At 62.5% G+C, this 18,975-nt stretch carries 14 protein-coding genes; 7 read left to right on the top strand and 7 right to left on the bottom strand.

Annotation, left to right across the window (positions count from 1 at the left end; genetic code table 11):
* The 3 genes from napA to napF are packed head-to-tail and all read right to left on the bottom strand — an operon-like array spanning position 1 to position 3,262.
* Positions 1 to 2,490 (bottom strand): nitrate reductase catalytic subunit NapA, encoded by a 2,490-nt coding sequence (gene napA / locus ETEE_RS13845; RefSeq protein WP_034163541.1) that lies wholly within the window; start codon positions 2,488 to 2,490, stop codon positions 1 to 3.
* Positions 2,487 to 2,753 carry a chaperone NapD gene (napD, locus tag ETEE_RS13840; protein ID WP_012847979.1) on the bottom strand — a complete coding sequence of 89 codons (267 nt, stop codon included), beginning with the start codon at positions 2,751 to 2,753 and terminating at the stop codon, positions 2,487 to 2,489. Before napD ends, napA begins: the two co-directional genes overlap by 4 nt.
* On the bottom strand, positions 2,753 to 3,262 hold the full coding sequence (gene napF / locus ETEE_RS13835) for a ferredoxin-type protein NapF (RefSeq protein WP_034163799.1): 510 nt from the start codon (positions 3,260 to 3,262) through the stop codon (positions 2,753 to 2,755). Before napF ends, napD begins: the two co-directional genes overlap by 1 nt.
* Positions 3,263 to 3,582: 320 nt before the next feature.
* Between napF and narQ the strand changes: the two genes are divergently transcribed.
* Positions 3,583 to 5,283, top strand: coding sequence for a nitrate/nitrite two-component system sensor histidine kinase NarQ (narQ, locus tag ETEE_RS13830; RefSeq protein ID WP_034163542.1), 1,701 nt, complete (start codon positions 3,583 to 3,585; stop codon positions 5,281 to 5,283).
* A gap of 55 nt (positions 5,284 to 5,338) precedes the next feature.
* Positions 5,339 to 5,986 carry a nitrate/nitrite response regulator protein NarP gene (gene narP / locus ETEE_RS13825; RefSeq protein ID WP_034163543.1) on the top strand — a complete coding sequence of 216 codons (648 nt, stop codon included), beginning with the start codon at positions 5,339 to 5,341 and terminating at the stop codon, positions 5,984 to 5,986.
* 83 nt (positions 5,987 to 6,069) lie between these two features.
* Here the strand turns inward: narP and ETEE_RS13820 are convergent, their stop codons facing one another.
* On the bottom strand, positions 6,070 to 6,378 hold the full coding sequence (locus ETEE_RS13820) for a winged helix-turn-helix domain-containing protein (protein WP_034163544.1): 309 nt from the start codon (positions 6,376 to 6,378) through the stop codon (positions 6,070 to 6,072).
* A gap of 339 nt (positions 6,379 to 6,717) precedes the next feature.
* Between ETEE_RS13820 and acrD the strand changes: the two genes are divergently transcribed.
* Complete coding sequence (acrD, locus tag ETEE_RS13815; protein ID WP_034163545.1) at positions 6,718 to 9,834, top strand: multidrug efflux RND transporter permease AcrD; 3,117 nt, start codon at positions 6,718 to 6,720, stop codon at positions 9,832 to 9,834.
* Positions 9,835 to 10,103: 269 nt separating this feature from the next.
* Here acrD and ETEE_RS13810 read toward each other — a convergent pair whose 3' ends face one another.
* A complete protein-coding gene (locus ETEE_RS13810) occupies positions 10,104 to 13,403 on the bottom strand; it encodes an autotransporter family protein (protein ID WP_144242828.1) in 3,300 nt (1,099 codons plus the stop codon).
* 97 nt (positions 13,404 to 13,500) lie between these two features.
* On the opposite strand from ETEE_RS13810, the gene ETEE_RS13805 reads away from it, so the two are divergent.
* The 4 genes from ETEE_RS13805 to ETEE_RS13790 are packed head-to-tail and all read left to right on the top strand — an operon-like array spanning position 13,501 to position 15,900.
* Positions 13,501 to 13,884: an ArsC family reductase gene (locus ETEE_RS13805; protein WP_034163800.1), complete on the top strand. Its 384-nt coding sequence runs from the start codon at positions 13,501 to 13,503 to the stop codon at positions 13,882 to 13,884.
* Positions 13,881 to 15,014, top strand: coding sequence for a succinyl-diaminopimelate desuccinylase (gene dapE / locus ETEE_RS13800; protein WP_034163547.1), 1,134 nt, complete (start codon positions 13,881 to 13,883; stop codon positions 15,012 to 15,014). The genes ETEE_RS13805 and dapE overlap by 4 nt, the downstream gene beginning before the upstream one ends.
* On the top strand, positions 15,011 to 15,688 hold the full coding sequence (locus ETEE_RS13795; protein ID WP_034163548.1) for a M15 family metallopeptidase: 678 nt from the start codon (positions 15,011 to 15,013) through the stop codon (positions 15,686 to 15,688). The genes dapE and ETEE_RS13795 overlap by 4 nt, the downstream gene beginning before the upstream one ends.
* Complete coding sequence (locus ETEE_RS13790; protein WP_034163550.1) at positions 15,685 to 15,900, top strand: YpfN family protein; 216 nt, start codon at positions 15,685 to 15,687, stop codon at positions 15,898 to 15,900. Before ETEE_RS13795 ends, ETEE_RS13790 begins: the two co-directional genes overlap by 4 nt.
* A 13-nt stretch (positions 15,901 to 15,913) precedes the next feature.
* Here the strand turns inward: ETEE_RS13790 and ypfH are convergent, their stop codons facing one another.
* Both ypfH and ETEE_RS13780 read right to left on the bottom strand, forming a co-directional pair.
* Positions 15,914 to 16,600: an esterase gene (gene ypfH / locus ETEE_RS13785; protein ID WP_034163552.1), complete on the bottom strand. Its 687-nt coding sequence runs from the start codon at positions 16,598 to 16,600 to the stop codon at positions 15,914 to 15,916.
* A gap of 111 nt (positions 16,601 to 16,711) precedes the next feature.
* A complete protein-coding gene (locus ETEE_RS13780) occupies positions 16,712 to 18,673 on the bottom strand; it encodes a tRNA(Met) cytidine acetyltransferase TmcA (RefSeq protein WP_034163554.1) in 1,962 nt (653 codons plus the stop codon).
* Positions 18,674 to 18,975: the final 302 nt, after the last annotated feature.

Here is an 18,975-nt window from a genome sequence, read left to right as displayed (position 1 = left end):
TTACACCTTCTCAATCTTCACTGCGCACTTCTTGAAATCGGTCTCTTTCGACAGCGGATCGGTAGCGTCCAGCGTCAGCACGTTAACCAGCTGGGCGGCATCGAAGAACGGCATGTAGACCAACCCCTGCGGTACGCGGTTACGGCCGCGGGTCTCGACAATGGACACCAGCTCACCGCGGCGCGACACCACTTTCACCTTGTCGCCGCGGCGCAGACCGCGCGCCTTGGCATCCAGCGGATGGATAAACAGCACCGCCTCCGGGAAGGCGCGATGCAGCTCAGGTACCCGGCGGGTCATCGAGCCGGTGTGCCAGTGCTCCAGGACGCGGCCGGTAGACAGCCACAGATCGTACTCCTGATCCGGGCTTTCGGCGGGCGGCTCGTAGGGCAGCGCAAAGATCACCGCCTTGCCGTCCGGCTTGCCGTAGAAGCGCACCTCTTCCCCGCCCTTGACGAACGGATCATAGCCTTCGCGGTAGCGCCACAGCGTCTCTTTGCCATCGACCACCGGCCAGCGGATACCGCGCGCCTTGTGATAGGCATCGAACGGCGCCAGATCGTGGCCGTGGCCGCGGCCAAAGCCGGCGTACTCCTCAAACAGCCCCTTCTGCACGTAGAAGCCGCAGGCGCGCGCCTCATCGTTCAGGCGGTCGGCCGGCACCTCATCCAGCGGATACTTGTCGACGTTGCCGTTGACATACAGCACCTCATACAGCGTCTTGCCCTTCAGCGCCGGCATCTTCGCCAGCAGCGCCGCCGGCCAGACCTCATCAACGGTGAAGCGCTTGGAGAACTCCATCATCTGCCACAGATCTGACTTGGCCTCGCCCGGCGCCTTCACCTGCTGATGCCAGAACTGAGTGCGGCGCTCGGCGTTGCCGTAGGCCCCCTCTTTCTCCACCCACATGGCGGTCGGCAGGATCAGGTCGGCGGAGAGCGCGCTCACCGTCGGGTACGGATCGGACACCACAATAAAGTTACGCGGATCGCGCCAGCCCGGCATACGATCCGCATTGATGTTCGGACCGGCCTGCATGTTGTTGTTACACATCACCCAATAGGCATTGAGCTTGCCGTCCTTCAGGGCGCGATCCTGAGCGACGGCGTGCAGCCCCACCTTGTCCGGAATGGTTCCGGCCGGGATCTTCCAGCGGGTTTCGGCGATCTGACGATGCTTCTCGTTGGTCACCACCATATCCGCCGGCAGGCGGTGGGAAAAGGTGCCAACCTCACGCGCGGTGCCGCAGGCCGACGGCTGGCCGGTCAGGGAGAAGGGACCGCAGCCCGGCGTGGAGATCTTGCCGGTCAGCAGGTGAATGTTGTAGCACAGGTTATTGGCCCATACCCCGCGGGTATGCTGGTTAAAGCCCATGGTCCAGTAGGAGACCACCTTGATGTTCGGATCGGCATACAGCTTGGCCAGCGCCAGCAGCTGATCCTGCGGCACGCCGGTCATCTTAGCGGTTTTTTCCAGGGTATAGTCGGCCACAAAGGCTTTGTAGTCCTCGAAGCTCATCGGCTCAGAGGCATCGCTGCCCGGGTTCTTCGCTGCCTTCTCCAGCGGATCGGTCGGACGCAGACCGTAACCGATATCGGTCGCCCCTTTGCGAATATTGACGTGCTTATCCATAAACGCCTGATCAACGGCGTTATTCTGGATAATATAGTTGGCGATATAGTTCAGGATGACCAGATCGGACTGCGGGGTGAAGATAATCGGGTTGTCCGCCAGCTCGAAGCTGCGGTGCTCGAAGGTGGACAGCACCGCGACCTGCACCTTATCGTTGCTCAGACGGCGGTTGGTGATGCGTGACCACAGGATCGGGTGCATCTCCGCCATGTTGGAGCCCCACAGCACAAAGGCGTCGGCCTGCTCGATGTCATCATAACAGCCCATCGGCTCATCCATACCGAAGGTACGCATAAAGCCGACCACCGCGGAGGCCATGCAGTGACGGGCGTTGGGATCGATGTTGTTGGAGCGGAAGCCGGCCTTGAACAGCTTGGCGGCGGCATAGCCCTCCCAGACCGTCCACTGCCCGGAGCCAAACATCCCGACGGCGCCCGGCCCCTTCTCCTTCAGCGCGCCCTTAAACTTGGCAGCCATCACATCAAACGCCTGATCCCAGCTGACCGGCGTAAACTCGCCCTCTTTGTCATACTGGCCCGCCTTCATCCGCAGCAGCGGCTGGGTCAGACGATCCTTACCGTACATAATCTTGGGCAAAAAGTAGCCCTTGATGCAGTTCAGCCCGCGGTTAACCGGTGCATCCGGGTCCCCCTGAGAGGCCACGACGCGGCCATTCTGGGTGCCGACCAGCACCCCACAGCCGGTGCCACAGAAGCGGCACGGCGCCTTATCCCACGTGATATTATCCGATCCGCCGTCCGTTACCGCGCGTGCCACGGTCGGAATGGTCAGCCCCGCTGCGGCGGCAGCGGCAGCGACGGCGTTGGCTTTCATGAAGTCTCGACGACTGAGTTTCATGGCGTATCCTCACCTTGCTCATCCTGCTGGTGATAAACCAGCGACACCGCCAGCACGCCTGCCACATTGCGCACTGACTCAATTCGATCCAGCAGCCTGCCTGAATCCTCGCTCTGCATGACAACCACAAGCTTGCCCTGCTGCGGCTCGCTGGCCGCGACTTCGGTCTCTTCCATCGCGGACAGCGCCTGCGCCACCGCCTCGACGGACTGCGGGCGGGCCTGAACCACCAGCCCGCAGACGTGCCATATCTCACTGCTCATTACGCTTCCTTAACCTCTATGGGACAGGCTTGCTCCGCCATCTGAATTGCGTTCACCGGGCAGGCCGCAACGCAGGCGCCGCAGCCGCTACAGCATTCGGAGATCAGTTGGATGGCGGCCACGCCGCCCGGCCGTGGAATAAAGGCGATCGCCCGCGGTTCGCAGCCGTCCTGACAGCTGCGACACTCGGTGCCGCGTCGGGACAGACAGTGCTCCGCGATCTCGGCCCGCAGCTGCCAGGGAGTCTGCTCGGCGTCGAGAAACAGCGCCTCGGGACAGGCATCGGCGCACCGCCGGCAAAAGGTGCATTCCGCGCGGGAAAAATCGAGGGAGGGAAAGCCGCCCTGGCCGATGACCAGCACTCCGCTTTCACACTGGGCAATACAGGCATGGCAACGGCTGCAGCCGGCGATAAAGGCCGACCCGTTCACAGACCACGGCGGGCGCACCTGCGCGGCGGCATGATGCCAGTGACCACGCAGCAAATGGCGTCGGGACAGGGTAGTCATCGCGCGCTCCTGTGACATTGCTCATCCATCGGGTAAAAAGTGACCTCGCGGGCCAAAAAGCGCTTAACGGTTTATCGCGCTTAATTTATCTGTTAATAAAGGCATCGCGTTTATGGGGCTTATGCTATTGAGTATCCGGTTTCCATCGCAGCTGATAATTCCTCTTTTGGGTTAAATGGGGGGAATAATTGCGCAGGATCAAACCTTTCTGGCCGCTTTCACGCATTGTGTCCACTCTCCCGGCGTTATTCGCTATTTACTTAAATATACAGCGCATGGCCGCACGTCACCGTCGCCGTGCACCGATGAGGAAAACAGCCGTGTTGGTAAAACGCTCCGTGACCAATACCCTGGCGCGCGCCCTGATCGCCATGGTGATCCTCTCCGTTCTGTCGACCGGGATCGCCCTGCTGACGGTCGCCAGCAGCATCAACGATGCCGAGGCGGTCAATATTGCCGGCTCGCTGCGTATGCAGAGCTATCGTCTGGCCTACGATCTCACTAGCCAGCCCCAGGATATCGCCCGTCACCTGCAGGAGTACGGCCAGTCGCTGCACGCCCCGGCGCTGCAAAAGCTCACCCGCTTTTATGTGCCGGCGTCGGTGCGCGACGAATATACCCAGCTGCTGGATACCTGGCAGGAGCTGGACATTCAGCTGCGCCAGGGGCATAGCCAAGCCTTTCTGCACGGCGTCGCCCACTATGTCGATCAGATCGACCATTTCGTACTGGTGCTGCAGCATTATGCCGAACAGAAGATGGAGCAGGTGGTGCTGATAAGCCTGGTCGGGCTGCTGGCGCTGATAGGGCTGGTCTGGTTCTCCATCCGCACCATCCGCCGCGAGGTGGTCGCGCCGCTCAACAAGCTGGTCTCCGCCAGCATCCGCATGCAAAACGGCCACTTCGCCCCGCTGCAGCTGGACGTCAATCTGCCCAATGAGATGGGGGTGCTCTCCAAGGCCTTCGTGCGCATGTCCGGTGAGCTGGAGAAGCTGTACCGCTCCCTTGAAGAGAAAGTGCAGGAGAAGACCGAGAGCCTGACTCAGGCCAACCGCACCCTGGGGGTGCTGTTTGAGGCTTCGCAAGCGCTGACCGTCAGCCAGATAACCCAGCCCAGCTTTGAACAGGTGCTGAACATCGTGCGCAGCAGTGAGGCGCTCGACTTCCTACAGCTGGAGGTGATCGACAGCGGCCAGGGGCGCTGGCTGCTCGCCAGCGGCTCCACGGATGAACGCGAGCCGACCCGGGAGCTGCCCCTGATGCTAGACGGGCAGCCGCTCGGTGCGCTGCGCTGGCCCGCACGGCAGTCTCCGCAGATGCAGCTGATGCAGAACGTCGCCAACATGCTCAGCCGCGGGGTCTACTTCAATCGGGCGCAAAAGCAGCAGCTGCAGCTGCTGCTGATGGAGGAGCGGGCCACCATCGCCCGCGAGCTGCACGACTCCCTGGCCCAGGCGCTGGCTTTCCTGCGTATCCAGATAACCCTGCTGCGGCGGGCAACCGACGCCGACAACCACCCGGCGCAGGCGATTATCCGCGACTTCGATCAGGCGCTCAACGACGCCTATCGCCAGCTGCGCGAACTGCTGGCCACCTTCAGGCTGACCATCGAAGAGGCCGATCTGCGCGAAGCGTTGCAACAGCTACTGGCGCCGCTAAAATTACAGACCGACGCGCGGATTACGCTACACTGTGCGCTCTCCTCTCAGTCACTGAACGCACAGCAGCAGGTTCACGTGCTGCAAATCGTCCGCGAAGCGACGCTCAACGCGATCAAGCACGCCCAGGCGCAGCAGATTACCCTGAGCTGCTGCTGCCGTGACGACGGCGCCAACGTGATCAGCGTCACCGACGATGGCATTGGCCTGCCCAGCGCCGAGGAGCCGCCCGGTCACTATGGCCTGACCATCATGGCCGAGCGTGCCGCCCGTCTTGGGGGAGAACTGCACATCACCCCGGGCCCCGGCGGCGGAACCCGGGTAACCTTGATCTTTCGTCCCCCTACCGGCGACGGGATCTGATTTATAATAATAAACTACGGGCGGGCAATGACCGCCCCTCTTCAGGGAGCTCGTTATGGAACATCCAACATCAACTACCGCCCCTTTCCGCGTCATGATCGTCGACGATCACCCGCTGATGCGCCGCGGAGTTCGTCAGCTGTTGGAGCTGGACAGCGTTTTCAGCGTGGTCGCCGAAGCCAGCAACGGCAGCGAAGCCATTGCCCTGGCCGAACGCAGCCAGCCGGATCTGATCCTGCTGGATCTCAACATGAAGGGATTGTCGGGGCTGGATACGCTAAAGGCCCTGCGCAATGAGGGTATCGACGCCCGCATTATCATTCTGACCGTCTCCGACGCCCGCAGCGACGTGTATGCTCTGGTCGACGCCGGCGCCGACGGCTATCTGCTGAAGGACAGCGAGCCCGAGGCGCTGCTGGCCCAGATCCGCCAGGCGGCGGAGGGGCGCTCGGTGTTCAGCGAGTCGGTGATCGCCTACCTTAGCACCCGCAGCGAAATCGCCGATCCGCTGGCCGACCTGACCGAGCGCGAGCTGGATGTCCTGCAGGAGGTGGCCCGCGGCATGTCCAACAAACAGATCGCCGCGCAGCTGCATATTTCGGAGGAGACCGTCAAGGTGCACATCCGCAACCTGCTGCGCAAGCTCAACGTGCGCTCCCGCGTGGCCGCCACGGTGCTGTACCTGGAGTACAAAAACAGCTGATAGCGGGAATAGGGCCGCCCCGAGGAAATACCGGCCCGCCGCCTGCGTGACGGCAGCGCCCGTTTGGCATGCTATCGCGCCCCTTAGGGGCGCGCAGGTTCGCCCTGTACCGGCTGATCCAGGCATGCCAACAGCCCGTCGACATGCTGCGCGATCCACCCGGCATCAAGGGGCCCCCAGTCCGTCAGGGAATAGTAACCATCGTTATGACGCACGCCCTGCTCAACGAAACGCAGGGTGACCCCCAGCCCCGGTAGCGCCTTGAGCACATCCTGCAGCGTACGCCGCGGCCAGCCGGTCAGCTGCATCAGACGCGGTACATTGGGTTTCTCTTCGTGGGTCAGCAGCCAGCACAGATACAGCCGACGGGCAAATACCGGATTGATCTCCATCTCTTCTCCTTCAGACGCCCGGTGCGCGACACCCCTCGCACGGCGCGATGACGTTGGTGATCCCCGCGCGGACTCAGCTCGCGCAGAGGAGAATTCCAGTATTGCACAACTTTTCACCCCGCCCGGGGCAAATATGGGCCGGACGGCGCGGCACAGCGCGTTTTTTGCACAACTGAAGGACAGCCATGTTCCAACGCACGATTTTTTACGTTTTTTCCATTTTTTCTCCACTTTTTTTTCGGCGGCGCAGGATACAGTGCAGCATCATTCTATGCGGTTCAGGCGCCTCACGGCCTGCCGCCGCGCGTCACCTCGCATCAGATAAACCAGGGTTACTGTATGGCTAAATTTTTCATCGATCGCCCCATTTTTGCCTGGGTCATCGCCATCATTTTTAGCCTGGCGGGGCTGCTGGCCATCCACCAGCTTCCCATCGAGCAGTACCCGAATCTGGCGCCGCCGACGGTGCGCATCAGCGCCACCTATCCCGGGGCATCGGCCCAAACCCTGGAAAATACCGTTACCCAAGTCATCGAACAGAACATGACCGGTCTGGATGGACTGATGTACATGTCCTCCCAGAGCAGCAGCAGCGGCAGCGCCTCCATTACGCTGACCTTTCAGTCCGGCACCGATCCCAATGAGGCGATGCAGCAGGTCCAGAATCAGCTCAGCGCCGCCACCCGTAAACTGCCGCAGGAAGTTCAGCTGCAGGGGATACGCGTCAGCAAATCCGGCGACAGCAGCCTGATGACGGTCGCCTTCGTCTCCACCGACGGCAGCATGGATCGCCAGGATATCGCCGACTATGTGGCCAGTAACCTGCAGGATCCGCTCAGCCGAATCGACGGCGTCGGCAGCGTCGATGCGTTTGGCTCCCAATACGCCATGCGCATCTGGCTCGATCCCACGAAGCTCAACCAGTTCCGCCTGACCACCCAGGACGTCGTCAGCGCGATCAAAAGCCAGAACAGTCAGATCGCCGTCGGCCAGATCGGCGCCTCCCCGTCGGTTCCCGGCCAGGCGCTCAACGCAACCCTGATGGCGCAGTCCCAGCTCCAGACGCCAGCGCAGTTCCGCGCAATAACGCTGCGGGTGAACAGCGACGGCTCTCTGGTGACGCTGGGCGACGTGGCCCAGGTCGAGCTGGGCGCCGAAAAGTATGACTACCTGTCGCGCTTCAACGGCAAACCGGCCTCGGGAATGAGCATTAAGCTGGCCTCCGGCGCCAATGAGCTGGCCACCGATGCGCGGGTCAAGGCCAAGCTGGCGCAGCTGGAACCCTATTTTCCCCACGGCCTGAAGGTGGAGTACGCCTACGAAACCACCCCGTTCGTCCAGGCGGCGATCCAGGATGTGGTCAAAACCCTGTTTGAGGCTATCGCCCTGGTGTTTCTGGTGATGTACCTGTTCCTGCAGAACCTGCGCGCGACCCTGATCCCGACCATCGCCGTGCCGGTGGTGCTGCTGGGAACCTTTGCCGTGCTGTTTGCCATGGGATACAGCATCAACACCCTGACCATGTTCGCCATGGTGCTGGCCATCGGGCTCTTAGTCGACGATGCCATCGTGGTGGTGGAAAACGTCGAGCGCCTGATGAGCGAAGAGGGGCTCTCGCCGCGGGAGGCGACGCGCAAATCGATGGATCAGATCCAGGGAGCGCTGGTGGGGATAGCCCTGGTGCTGTCGGCAGTCTTCGTGCCGATGGCCTTCTTCGGCGGCACCACCGGCGCGATTTATCGCCAGTTTTCCATCACCATCGTCTCCGCCATGATCTTCTCGGTGCTGGTGGCGCTGATCCTGACTCCCGCCCTGTGCGCCACCCTGCTGCGGCCGGTCAGCAAGACGCAGCTGCACGCCAAAAAAGGCTTCTTCGGCTGGTTTAACCGCACCTTTGAACGCAGCGCCCTGCGCTATGAGAACGGCGTGGGCCGGGTGGTACGCAACGGCGGACGCAGCATGCTGCTCTATCTTTTGATCCTCGGCGGGCTGGGCACCCTGTACCTGCATCTGCCCACCTCCTTTCTACCTCAGGAGGATCGCGGGGTCTTCATGACCCAGATCCAGCTGCCGGTCGGTGCTACGCAGCAGGAGACTCTGAAGGTGGTGGAAAAGGTCGAAAGCTACCTGCTGGTCGACGAGGGCAAAGACGTGCAGTCGGTCTTCTCCATCGTCGGCGCCGGCCCGGGTGGCAACGGCCAGAACGTCGCGCGCATGTTCGTGCGTCTCAAGCCCTGGGATCAGCGCACCGGCGAGGGCGACAGCGCCGCCGCCATCATTGAGCGCGCCAGTCGGGCCTTCGCCAACATTCGCGAGGCGCGGGTCTTTGCCAGCAGCCCGCCGGCCATCTCCGGACTCGGCAGCTCCGCCGGCTTCGATCTGGAGCTGGAGGATCACGCCGGTCTCGGCCACGATGCGCTGATGCAGGCCCGCGATCGGCTGCTGGCCGCCGCGGCCAGGCAGCCAGAGCTGACCCGAGTGCGCCATAACGGGATGGACGACAGTCCGCAGCTGCAGGTCGATATCGATCAGCGCAAGGCGCAGGCGCTCGGCGTGAGCATCGACGATATCAACGACACGCTGAAAACCGCCTGGGGCTCGACCTACGTCAACGACTTTCTCAACCGGGGGCGGGTGAAGAAAGTCTACGTGCAGGGCGAGGCCGCCTATCGCATGCTGCCGAACGACATCAACAAATGGTATGTCCGTAATAACCAGGGCAATATGGTGCCTTTCTCCGCCTTCTCCAGCACCCGCTGGGACTACGGCTCACCGCGCCTGGAGCGCTATAACGGCGAGGCGGCGGTCGAAATCGTCGGCGAGGCGGCGCAGGGGATCAGCACCGGCCGCGCCATGGAAATAATGGAGCAGCTGGTCAGCGAGCTGCCCAGCGGATTTGGCTTGGAGTGGACCGGCATGTCCTATCAGGAGCGCCTGTCCGGCGCCCAGGCGCCGGCGCTGTACGCCCTCTCCCTGCTGGTGGTGTTCCTGTGCCTGGCGGCGCTGTATGAAAGCTGGTCGATCCCCTTCTCGGTCATGCTGGTGGTGCCGCTCGGCGTACTGGGCGCCGTCTGCGCCACCTGGCTGCGCGGGCTAGAAAACGATGTCTATTTCCAGGTGGGGCTGCTGACCATCATCGGCCTGTCGGCGAAAAACGCCATTCTGATCGTCGAATTCGCCAACGAACTCAACCGCAGCGGCAAAGATCTGCTGGAGGCGACGCTGGAGGCGTGTCGCCTGCGTCTGCGCCCGATCCTGATGACCTCGCTGGCCTTCATCTTCGGCGTACTGCCGCTGACCCTCAGCCACGGCGCGGGCTCCGGCAGCCAGCACGCGGTCGGTACCGGAGTGCTGGGCGGCATGATCGCCGCGACCCTGCTGTCGATCTACTTTGTTCCGCTGTTCTTTATCTTGGTACGTCGCCGCTTTCCCGGAAAAGCCAAACGGTATAATTAACGGCGGATAACGCCAGAAACGACACCGGCAGCGCCCCGTCAGGGGCGTTGCCGGCCTATTGTTGCCGTTCTTGCTGATTCAAAATAAACTCAATAAATGACTTCCAGGTATCCAATTCTTTATCAATCATCGTAATATCAGTTCTATGTTGTCGAATTTATATTCGACCTCATGATAACGCGTCCTTTACCTACGGTGAAGATTTATGCGGATAAATTTTATCCCTGCCGGCAAAATGCCGGACTGGGATAGCGATTACAGGACAATGTTCAGAAGCGATACGCTATCTGCAGCGATGCCGTACCGTCACGGTAACGCTGCTCTCCCACCTGTCCATTCAACTGGGCCGAAAAGCCCAGATCTCCGTCAATATGCCCACGGATACCCACACTGACCTGTAGTGTATTGCTCACCGTTCCCTGCTCAACCGTGGCGTTGTCCATCATCAGCGCAAAGGCGGGTTGATGCTGATAACCCAGCTCAGCAAACGGCGTCAACGTATTGCCCGAGGCCATATCAATTTGCCAGGCAGCGCGGATACCCGCCCGGGCATACATGCCGCCGTTACTATCGTCCCGAATCCGGGTACCCGCCGCCTCCGTGACATCCTTTCCTTTCACCCCCATATGGGCCAGCTGAATTTGGGGCGTCAGCGCGAGCGTATGTGTGACATTGATGGCATAACGCCAGGCGTACCCGCCTTCAATGGATGCCAGAAAACCCCGGCTATTATAGCGTTGCGCACTTAACTGCTCTCCCTGTACCCGGTTATCGCCCCAGACATACTGCAACGCCCCATTGAAATAAAGCCCCTGCAACCCCAACGGATCGCGGCTGTAGGCGACGTATACTCCCGCGGTATAGCTATCCAAACTGGCCACAGCCTGCCGTTGGCTTAGGCGGTTGCGGCTCATACTGTGCGACGTTCCATAGCCGCCCATCACCCCCAACCGGTAATCACCGTGATCGTCTTGCCACTGAGTAACCTCTCCGCCCAACTGCACAGCATAACGGTACCCCCGGGTATCTAACTGGCCGCTGCTATCGCGGTAATAGCGATATCCCCCATTCTGGCGTAGCCACATGCTGGAGGCCGCGCTCCGGGCTGCGTGCGGATAAACCATCTCCTGCCAGCGAGGAAGAAACAGGGTATTAGCCGCCGCCAGATTAGCCAGATATCCCTGGCTTTCCGGGCGAACTAACGTACTATGTCCATCCTCTGCCAGATTAGTCAGCCAATAGCGACGTCTCCCCTGGCCCAGTCCATCATCTGCCTGCTCAGCCAGACGGTAATCATAAGCGGCAGCCACGGTCCGCTGCGCTAATGCAAACGTTGCCTGACTCTCCCCGGCCAGCGAAATAAGCGCGATAGCATCCGCCTGCTGCCCCAACCCTTCACTACTGGTAATAGCAACACGTATATTGCCACTGCTGGGTCCGTTCAGCGTAAGGCTATCGCTGCGGAGATCAGCGCCAGGTGCATTTACCCCAAATCCCAGCAGACCATCATCACTCAGGTAATCACCGTCGACGATCAGCTGATTTCCAGCTGTAGCGGCACTCAGCCACAGGTTTCCAGCATGATTCAGCGACGCCAGATGAAAATTGTCAGGCGTGGAGGTGGCAAGCACCAGTGTGCTACGACGTGCAAGGCCAACTTTAGGTTGTCTCCCCATCGCTTCCCCGTCATCCACCAGTAACACAGCATCTCCGGTCACACGTACGTTGCCAATCATACGGTGATCGTCAAGACAATAGCGGCTCACCGCCGCGCCAATATGGGCATCATTGCGCCATGCGCAGGAGAGTGGCGTCTGTTTGATGACCTCCGGCCGCTGCGCTAACAGCGGTAGCGGCTCCCCCTGCACGTCGGCCAGATTGCCCAGGTACATATCATTACGGTGGTTGTTGCGCGTTAATAAAAACAGCGGGGACTGTGGCGTGTAGTTAGCCGCCTCAGGCCCCCAGATTAATGCGAGCCGCCCATCACCTGCCAGGCGTAGCGCAGGGCCAGTATAGCGTAACGTATGGGCCACCAGCGCGTGGTCTGAGGCAGACACATAGTCACTCGCGACAACGCGTTGCCCATTCATCGGCGTGCCATCGATAGCAAAATAGGCATCATTGATACGGTAGGTAGAATCCATGGGATTAAACGCCAGCTGCATAATGCCACTGTAGGGATCGCTGGCGTCGTCCGCCAGGGAAAACCATTTTGCAAAAGGGCGCGATACAACAATATAGTCCACCTGCCCACGGCTCCAGGCTCCCCAGCCGCGGCGGGCATTATCATCCATAACCGACGGCCAGGTCGCACTGCCGTCATTCAGGGTATGAGGCGCAAACGGCTCCCGTTCTTCGTCGTGTATAAACAGCTGGTAGCGCTGGCGCAAAAGATTCATAGTGCGCGGCAGATTGCCATCCACGGGATAGTTTTCAGCTCGGAACAGTGCGGCGATCCACGCCCCCTCAACGTCATTCAACGCTTGCCCGCGATCAATCAGTGCGTTCAACAGCTTCCTGCTTTGGGCATATTGCTCAAGCAACGTGCGGTAAAACTGGGCGGGCGATGAATCCGGGTTCTGTATATAGCGGTTAAACAGCTGCACCTGCGCATCCACGCTGAACAGCCCGCGCTCCGCATATTCGCCGGCATTAAAGTCACCAGCCAGCACAATCGGCAACGGTGTTGCATGCGCAACTGCATTGAGCAGTTGAACCTGATTGAGGCGAAAAGAGGAATCATCCTGAGAACTGAGGTGTGGGCTGCCGAACAACAATGGCGTATCCACCACGCCATGCTCCAGCACCGCATAGGGCAGGTTCATCATGACATTGGCCAAAGGCACCTGATGCGTACGCAGCGCTGACAGCACATTCACCAGATTAACCAGCGACCGCGGCTTGTCCAACAGTTGCCCCAGCGCCTCGGATAGAGGAACGCCATTCTGGATAACCGACGCCAGTAAGGTACGCACGCCATCATCCAATGTTATTCCATTAAGCGCACTGATGACCTGCTGTTGCAAATCAATATCGTAGTACAACGTCCCATCGGCCAGCATCAGGTTGCCAAAACGGGCGGGCAACGGCGTTTGTACCGCACTATCGCCCAATGCGCTAAAGTGCCCAAGCCCCGCCTGCTCCAGCAGGCGCTGATAGCGCCGCCCACGGTTATCCAGACTTTGTAAGGTTTCAACCTCCTGAAACCCCATCAGATCATAATTGGCATTAATAAAAAAAGGCAACGTGATAGCCGGCTCATCTAAGCGATCAAAATAGGTGTTATAGGTCAGTATCCGCAGCACGTTATCCTGCCGCGCGTCCGCTGGCGGCAGAGAGAGTAGCCCCAATGTCATCAATAATGTCAGCAAAGAGAAGTTATGCATGAGATGTCCCCGATAAAATAGAAGTACGGGGAACATAGCGGCGCCATGTGACGATAAAAGCAGCGATTCATTATAATATGATGAAAATATTGTGTTTATTTTTATGGAGTTGATGTTTTTATCACTGAAATCAATCATTGCATAACCCCCTTCTGGGGACAGCATTTTCTCCTCGGCCAAACGGCAGCTACGCTAGCCAGGCGCTGCACGCTAAGGGTAGATCCCACGGCGGATTTACCGCATTATGGAAGCTCCCGATAACAAAGGTAATAGCGTCATGACTACTCTGTCGTCCTCTCCGATGCCGGTGATCTATGGCATCAAAAACTGCGATACGGTTAAGAAGGCCCGCAGGTGGCTGGATGAACGGCAGATCCCCTATCGCTTTCACGACTACCGCAGCGATGGCCTGGATGAGGCGCGGCTGAACGGATTTATCGAGCAGCTCGGCGTCGGCGCGCTGCTGAATACCCGCGGTACCACCTGGCGCGGCCTGGATGAGGCCACCCGCGCCGAAGCCGCTCAGCCAGAGGCGGCGGCGCGGCTGATGCTCGCCTCTCCGGTGCTGATCAAGCGTCCGCTGCTGCAGTGGGGAGAGCAGCTGCTGCTCGGGTTCACCCCAGAGCGCTACGCGCAGTTTTTCGCCGAGGAGGCACAATGAGCGTCTGTCCGGTTCTCACGCTGGCGCAGCAGCTGATCCGCTGCCCGTCCATCAGCCCTAACGACGCCGGATGCCAGGATATCCTGCTGGCCCGCCTGCGCGCGCTGGACTTCCATATTGAAGCGATGCCGCACGGCGATACCCGCAATCTGTGGGCCTGGCGCGGCGGTGATGGCCCGGTGTTGGCCTTTGCCGGCCATACCGACGTCGTACCGCCCGGCGATGAGCGCCAGTGGCGCCATCCCCCGTTTACCCCGACGCTGCAGGACGGCATGCTGTACGGCCGCGGCGCGGCGGATATGAAGGGATCGCTGGCCGCCATGGTGGTCGCCGCCGAACGCTTTGTCTCCGCCAGGCCGGATCACCGCGGTCGGCTGGCCTTTTTAATCACCTCCGATGAGGAGGCCAGCGCGGTCAACGGCACCGTCCGCGTCGTCGAGACCCTGATGGCGCGCGGCGAACGCCTTGACTACTGCCTGGTGGGTGAGCCCTCCAGCGAGCAGCGTCTGGGCGACGTGGTCAAAAACGGCCGCCGCGGCTCCATCACCGCCGATCTGACCGTGCACGGCACTCAGGGGCACGTCGCCTATCCTCACCTGGCCGACAATCCGGTGCACCGCGCCGCGCCGATGCTGGCGGAGCTGGTGGCTATCGCGTGGGATAGCGGCAACGACTTCTTCCCGCCGACCAGCCTGCAAATTGCCAATATCGCCGCTGGTACCGGCAGCAATAATGTGATCCCCGGCGATATGTATGTACAGTTCAATCTGCGCTTCAGCACCGAGTCAAGCGTTGAGTCGATCCAGCAACGCGTCGCGGCGCTGCTGGATCGCCACGGCCTGCGCTATACCCTTAACTGGTCTCTCTCCGGCCTGCCATTCCTGACGCCGGGCGGCGAGCTGGTCGACGCGGTGGTCAACGCCGTCGCCTGCTACGGTGGCCAAACCCCGCGCCTGCTGACCACCGGCGGCACATCCGACGGGCGTTTCATTGCCCGCATGGGCGCCCAGGTGGTCGAGCTGGGGCCGCTTAACGCCACCATACATAAAGTCAACGAATGCGTCAGCGCGGCCGACCTACAGAGCCTCAGTCGCATGTACCAACGGATTATGGAGCAACTCATCGCATGATCACCCCGGCGATGTTGACCGGTCTGAGCACCGATCACCTGGAGTCCATCGGCGGCAACCACCGCCTGCAGCCGCGGGCCGCCGACGCGTTTCGCGCCATGCAGCGGCGTGCGCTCGCCGATGGGCTGAACCTGCAGCCCGCCAGCAGCTTTCGCGACTTTGCGCGTCAGCAGGCCATCTGGAATGACAAGTTCAACGGAAAGCGTCCGCTGCTGGACGCCGACAGCCAGCCGCTGCAGGTGGCCGACCTGACGCCGGGTGAACGCTGTCAGGCCATCCTGCGCTGGTCCGCCCTGCCCGGCGCCAGCCGGCACCACTGGGGCAGCGATCTCGATGTCTACGATCCGGATCTGCTGCCCGCGGATACCCGACTCCAGCTGGAGCCATGGGAGTATCAGCCCGCGGGCTGCCAGTTCCCCCTTACCCGCTGGCTGGATACGCACATGGCGGCGTTCGGCTTTTACCGCCCGTTCGGCGGCGGGCAGGAAGGCGTCGGCGCCGAACCCTGGCATCTGAGCTACCGTCCGCTGGCCCAGCAGGCCGAATCCCTGCTGACGCCGGCGGTGCTGCGGGAGGCCTGGCAGGATCGCGACATCGCCGGACGCGACTGGCTGGAGCCCCATCTGGAGGCGATTTTTTCCCGTTATATCCGTACCCAGGAGAGCAAGGAATGAGCTGGCTGGCTGACTATTGGTGGGTGATCCTGCTGATCCTGATCGGCATGATCTGGAACGGGATCAAGGCGCTGATGCGCGTCAATCCCAAACGCTATCTGGACGATCGCCCGCCGCTGCCGCCGCACCGCGACAACAATGCGCAGTGGGACGACGATGACTGGCCCCGGCAGGAGAAGGACAAAGGCCAGGACAAGGCGCCGCGCAAGTAACGCCCCTCCCCCCTCAGCGGTAGGCGACGATCTCGCCGCGTTTGCCGCTGAGCGCCTCATCCCAATAACGCTGTGGAATATAGGCGCGCATCCGCTCCAGCGCCGCCTCCATCAGGGCCGCGTTGATCGCATGTCCCACCGGCTCAATATCCAGCGTGACATCGGTGCCGGTGCTGCGCAGCCGGCGCTCGGCCGCCTGCGCGTGCGCCAGATCGATCCGAGGATCCTCGCTGCCGTGCAGCAGATGCACCACCGTATCGCCCAGCTTATGCTGCGGCAGGGTAGCAAAGCGCCCGCTGAATGCGATCACCCGACCCGCTAGATCCGGCTCGCTGCGCACCGCCTCCAGCGCCATCGTCGCCCCCTGAGAGAAGCCCACCAGCGCCGTCGCGGCATAGCCGACGCCGCTGACCTGCTGCCAGTAGCGCACCAGCGCGATCAGCCGCGGCAACGCGGAGGCAATACGCGCCGGACGATTCTCGTCATCCTCTCCCTCTTGCGCATACCACTGCAGCCCTGCGCCATCCGGCGACGGCTCAGGCGACCCGACGCTGACCACCAGCGCTTGGGGGAACGCCTGGGCGAAATACGTCCCGATCTGCCCCATGGCGACCGGGTTATCGCCTACGGCGTGAAACAGCAGAATCAGCTGCTGCGCCGCCCCCACCGGCTGTTGCACAACGTGATGATGATGTTCCATACGCGGCTCCTAATCACTCATGCGGACTCTCTTGTTACCTACTATACGCCTGCCGCGACAGGAGAAAAACCACGCTGCCCGCGAGCCCCACGGCCGGGTGTGCCGACGGCGTTACGCCTCCGCCGCCAGCGCGGCGGCCAGCGCCCGGCGCAGGGCGGCGATTAGGGCCCGCCGTCCGCTGATGCCCCCCTGCGGCGGCAGCCGTGCCAGATCGCCCTGCGCCTGCAACAGCTGCGCCAACAGCGGCGGCAGCGCAGAGGCCGGTCGACAGGCCAGAAAACGCAGCAGCGCCGGACAGGCGCTATCGTAAGGGCGGGCGTGATGGGCAAAGCCGTCCAGCTCACGCAGATCGGCCTCATCGGGCAGGTCCGCCGTCAGCTGCGTCAGCGGGAGCGCGAGCCCGGTCTGCGCCATCAGCCAACGGGCATCTCGCGCCAGACGCCGGGCCAAGCGCTGGGTCAACGCCTCTCCCGCCGCCGTCAGCGGGCAGAGCGCCATCGCCGTATAGCAACCGCTGCTGGCCTCCCGCTGGGTCCCCATGCGCACCAGGGTAAATCCGCTGCGTTGCCAGAACGCCCAGAGCGCATCGGTATAGCCAAAGCTGACCGAAACAAAGTCCACCGCCCCCGCGCGCGCCTGCGTCAGCGCCGCGGCTATCAGCGCCGATGCGACGCCGCGCCGGCGCAGCGCCGGCATCACGGCGATACGGCTAACGCGCCAGGATCGCAGCCGCGGAGCGTCGGCCTCACCACCGTGCGCCGCCAGCGACTGGGCGACCAGGCTGCCGCGCGGACGACGCTCACCGGCCCACACCGCCTGCGCCAGCGCGGCGGACAGTCCTCCCTCTTCCACCAGCCACAGCGCCCCCTGAACTCGCGCCTCGCCCAGCGCCGCGCACAGGCGCTGACCGGGCGCATCCATCAGGCGCCGCAGATCGAGCGGCGATGTCCGGTAGTGGGCGCTGGTCAGCAGGGCATAAAAGGCCGCCATCCGCGCCGGTGCCGTCTGCCACTGTTCCTGATCCAGCCAGCGCAGCGCGCTGACCGGCGCCGCCGCCCCACAGGTATCGCTGAACAGCAGCGCGGCGTTCAGCCACGCCTCCAGCGGATCGCCGCTGGCCCAGCGCAGCGGCCGATCGAGGCGATGGATACGGCAATCGGGCAGCGCCGTGCAAAACTTGAGCAGAAACCCGCGGCCGGTCCCCTCGTAGCCCTGCACCGTGGTGGTCATCAGCACATGGGGAAACGCCGCGATCAGGCGCTGCAGCAGCGGCGTCGGAATCGCCGCCGCCTCATCGATCAGCAGCCAGCCGGGCAGCGCCTCCCCGGCCTCGATCCGCTGCAGCAGCAGATCGGGCGCCACGAACGGCAGCGCGCCCGCCGCCGTCTGCACCCGCTCGGCGGCGACCCGGGCCGGCGCCGTCAGCAGACAGTCACCGCACAGCTCGGCGGCCAGCATACCGCTCAGGGTTGACTTGCCGCGCCCGCGGGGGCCCAGCACCACGTTGACGGCAGCCGGCGTACGCAGCGTGCGCAGTATCGCCCGCTGCTGCGCCGTCGGCGCGCCATCCGGTGCCCGCCACGCCGCGCGCCTCAGCGGCGCCGGCGCCGGGCACGCCTCCCCCTGGCGCCATAGCGTGACGCCGTCGGCGTCGGACAGCGTCCGCTGCAGATGGTGAACAAAATTCGCCGTGGCGATAGGATGCTCGCGCTCGCTCCAGCGCAGGCTGTCATCATCGGGACGCTGCGCCCAGGCAGACCACGGCGGAGTCAGCAGGATCAGCCAGCTGCCGGCGCGTAACGCGCCGGCCAGCGCCGCCAGCGCCTCCGCGTGACAGCCCGGATGCCAGTCCAGCACGCAGTGCCCCAGCTCACGTCCCAACACCGTACGGATCTGCGTCAGCGGCAGCGCCTGACATCCCGCCGGTGCCGGGCTGCCGCACCAGGTTGCATCGGCCAGCGGGGCGAGGGCGAGGGCGGCGCGCCGTCGGCACCAGTCGGCCTCGCCGCTGATCACCAGCAGGCGGCGCACGCCGGCGCGGGACATGGCAGGAAGAGAGGCGGAAAGCGGCATAGCGACACCAGGGCAGCAAAAGGGAATCCCTGAGTATACCAGCATCGCCGCCGTCTGCACTGCCGCGCGCCATCATCGACAAGCGATCGCAAAACGATCATGACGCGCCATAACATCACAATAAATAACCAATCATCGCCAAGCTACCCGCGGCCTATCGGCCCCGGCGCGGTCTGGCTCGTGCCATGTCCGTTTCTCCTCGGCCCAAAGGAGAAACGCGCCTGCGCTCGGCTTTCCGTCTGTTTTTCCTACCGTCGGCACGGCTCTCCGCCGCACAGGCGCCACCCCCCACGCCATGCCGA

Source organism: Edwardsiella anguillarum ET080813, assembly GCF_000264765.2.
Lineage (GTDB): Bacteria > Pseudomonadota > Gammaproteobacteria > Enterobacterales > Enterobacteriaceae > Edwardsiella > Edwardsiella anguillarum.
This window is presented reverse-complemented; position numbering and strand designations above follow the sequence as displayed.